2 protein-coding genes are annotated in these 2881 nt (G+C 29.0%); both read right to left on the minus strand.

The window, feature by feature from the left end; translation table 11 throughout:
• The coding region (locus AB2369_RS12710) for an N-acetylmuramoyl-L-alanine amidase (RefSeq protein WP_367666843.1) at positions 1-575 on the minus strand (575 nt) is incomplete at its 3' end.
• 344 nt (positions 576-919) lie between these two features.
• Positions 920-2533 (minus strand): Na/Pi cotransporter family protein, encoded by a 1614-nt coding sequence (locus AB2369_RS12715; RefSeq protein WP_367666844.1) that lies wholly within the window; start codon positions 2531-2533, stop codon positions 920-922.
• Between the last annotated feature and the right edge of the window lie 348 nt (positions 2534-2881).

The following is a 2881-nucleotide window of genomic DNA, read 5'->3' on the forward strand; positions in this document are numbered from 1 at the left end:
ATTATTATGCAAGGTGCTTCATACTTATCCCTAAGCACCCTATATTGATCTAATGCTGCCTTAGCTAATCTATTATTGCTAGAATCTAAATTCTCTTTGAAATTCCCTTGTATTGTATCTGCTAACACTTTACTTTCTGGGAAATCTGAATACCATATTTGTGCTCCTCTTGATTTACTACTTGTAAACATATTAAGATGTATGCTTATGAACATATCACACTTTGTTTCCTTCTTCATCTCACATCTTTTACTTAAATCCTCAACTTTTCTTTTTTTAATCTTAGCATCAGTAGAATGATCTAAGCTTTTATCCTCTTCTCTAGTCATATAAACCTTATATCCTTCTTTTTCTAACTCTGCTTTTAGCTTCTTAGATATTTCTAGGTTTATCCCCTTTTCTATAGTTCCATTTTTGGTCTTAGCTCCTCCATCAAATCCTCCATGTCCTGGATCTATTAATATGACTTTAGCATTATTTTCTATTGCATAAGCCTTTACATTATTTAATGTGGTACTTAAAACAATAACTATAAGAGCTACTACCATTATATATATACTCTGCTTTCTATTCATATAACTCCTCCTTAATATAAACATAACATGGATTTAGTTTGCTCATTTTTTTTATATTTATGTTATCTATGCATGTACCTTATCTAAATTAAATCTTTGAATGTACTGTGATCATTCTATACCAAGTTTTATCTAAAGTATAAAAATTGGTATTCATTGAATTAATATTTTACATAGATATTCTTATATTAAAGGATTCCAAATGATAATAAAAAAACACTATGAAATTTAATCACTTAAATTTCATAGTGTTTTTTAACTTTAAAACCTACTTATAAGAATTCTAAGGCTTTAAATATAATAAATAGTTTATCTATATATACTAAGGTTTAAATTCTCTTAATTTATCTATGCTTATTTAATACAGCTTCCGCTATATTCATAGCATGGTCACCTATTCTCTCAAGGTTATTTATTAAATCAAGGAATATAGCTCCTGAATTGGCACTACATGTACCTTCATGAAGTCTTCTTATATGATTTTCTCTTAACTCTTTCTCTAGTACATCTATTCTTGCCTCTACTGCTATTATAGACTCTGCCTTAAATTTATCCCCTGTCTCATAGCTCTCAATAGCTATAGTAATAGCATTTAATGTATAATCAAATATATGTTTTGCTTCCTCTTCTGCATTTTTAGAATAGGTTAACTTCTTAGAAATTTTCTCTAAAGTAAGTTCAGCTATATTTTTAGCATGATCTCCTACTCTTTCTATATCATTAACTATATGGAAAGTAGACGCTACTATTCCTCTTTCTTTATCAGATAAATCACTCTTGGATAACTTTATAAGATAATTAGTTATATCATATTCTAATGCGTTTATTATCTTTTCATTCTCATATACTTTTTTAACAAGTTCTTCGTTATTCTCTAAGAAACCTCTCATAGTAAGATCAAGATTTTCCTTAGCCTTATTAGCCATTCTTATAGTTTCCTTAATAACCTGACCACTTGCTATAACTGGGGTTTCTAATAGTCTATCATCTAAGTATGTTGCCCCAACTTTTTCTATCTCAGCTTCTCCTGGTATTAACTTATTAACTATTATTATTAAGTAATTTATAAGAGGTAACATAATAATAGTATTAGTTACATTAAATACAGTATGTGCGTTAGCTATTTGTCTCTCTATATCTCCTGGCGTTATAGATTCAACTAAATGAATTAAAGGATTCATTAAAGGTAAAAATACTAAAGTACCTGCTACATTAAATAGTAAATGTATAAGTGCAGCTTTTCTAGCAGTTTTATTAGTTCCTATACTAGATAATAATGCGGTTACACAAGTACCTATGTTACATCCAAAAATAACTGGTAAAGCAACATTCATAGTTATAGCTCCAGTACTTGCTAAAGCTATAAGTAAACCTGTAGTTGCTGATGAACTTTGAAGAACTGCTGTCATAGCAAGCCCTGTTATGATACCTAGTACCCAGTTATCTCCAATCATTAAGATGAAATCTTTAAATGCTGGGGAATCCTTCATAGGTGTCATAGAATCTGACATAATTCCAAGTCCCATGAATAATATACCGAATCCTAGTATTATATTTCCTAAATCTCTTCTCTTCTTATTCTTTGAAAATAATATAATTGCTGTTCCAATTCCTATAAATATTGGGGCTATATCCTCAAGGTTAAATGCTACTAATTGAGCTGTTACAGTTGTACCTATATTGGCACCTATTATAACTCCCGCTGCTTGAGCTAAGTTCATAAGTCCTGCATTAACAAAACCAACTACCATTACTGTAGTCGCACTACTACTCTGTATTACTGCTGTAACTGCAGTACCAACTAATACTGCCATTATTCTGTTAGATGTTACTTTTTCAAGTATGCTCTTTAGTTTTTCTCCGGCTACATTTTCTAGCCCGTCTCCCATTAGTTTCATTCCATAAAGAAATAATCCTAATCCTCCAATTAAACCAATAATCATCCCTACAGTATCCAAAACTTATACTCCTCCATTTTTATGAAAAATTAATTTGACCACTATATATATTAACCAAAAAAATTGTAATTGTTAAGATTTATATGGATTTCTTAACCTAAACTTAATATTAGCACCTAAAAAATGGTTTATTTTTTCATGGTTTTGCAAACATAATTTATGTACTTTTTAAAATCCATATATAATTGCAATTTAATTCTTATTATGCAGTTAAATATTAAGTATATGCAAAGTCTTTGTAAAGTTAAAATAAATGTTAAGTTAAAACTATTTCAATTTAAAGATTAACAAAGTAAAAATTCATTTTAATTATAAATTTACCTAGTGCTATCCCCCTATTATTTTATC

The organism is Clostridium sp., from assembly GCF_040797585.1.
GTDB lineage: Bacteria > Bacillota > Clostridia > Clostridiales > Clostridiaceae > Clostridium_Z.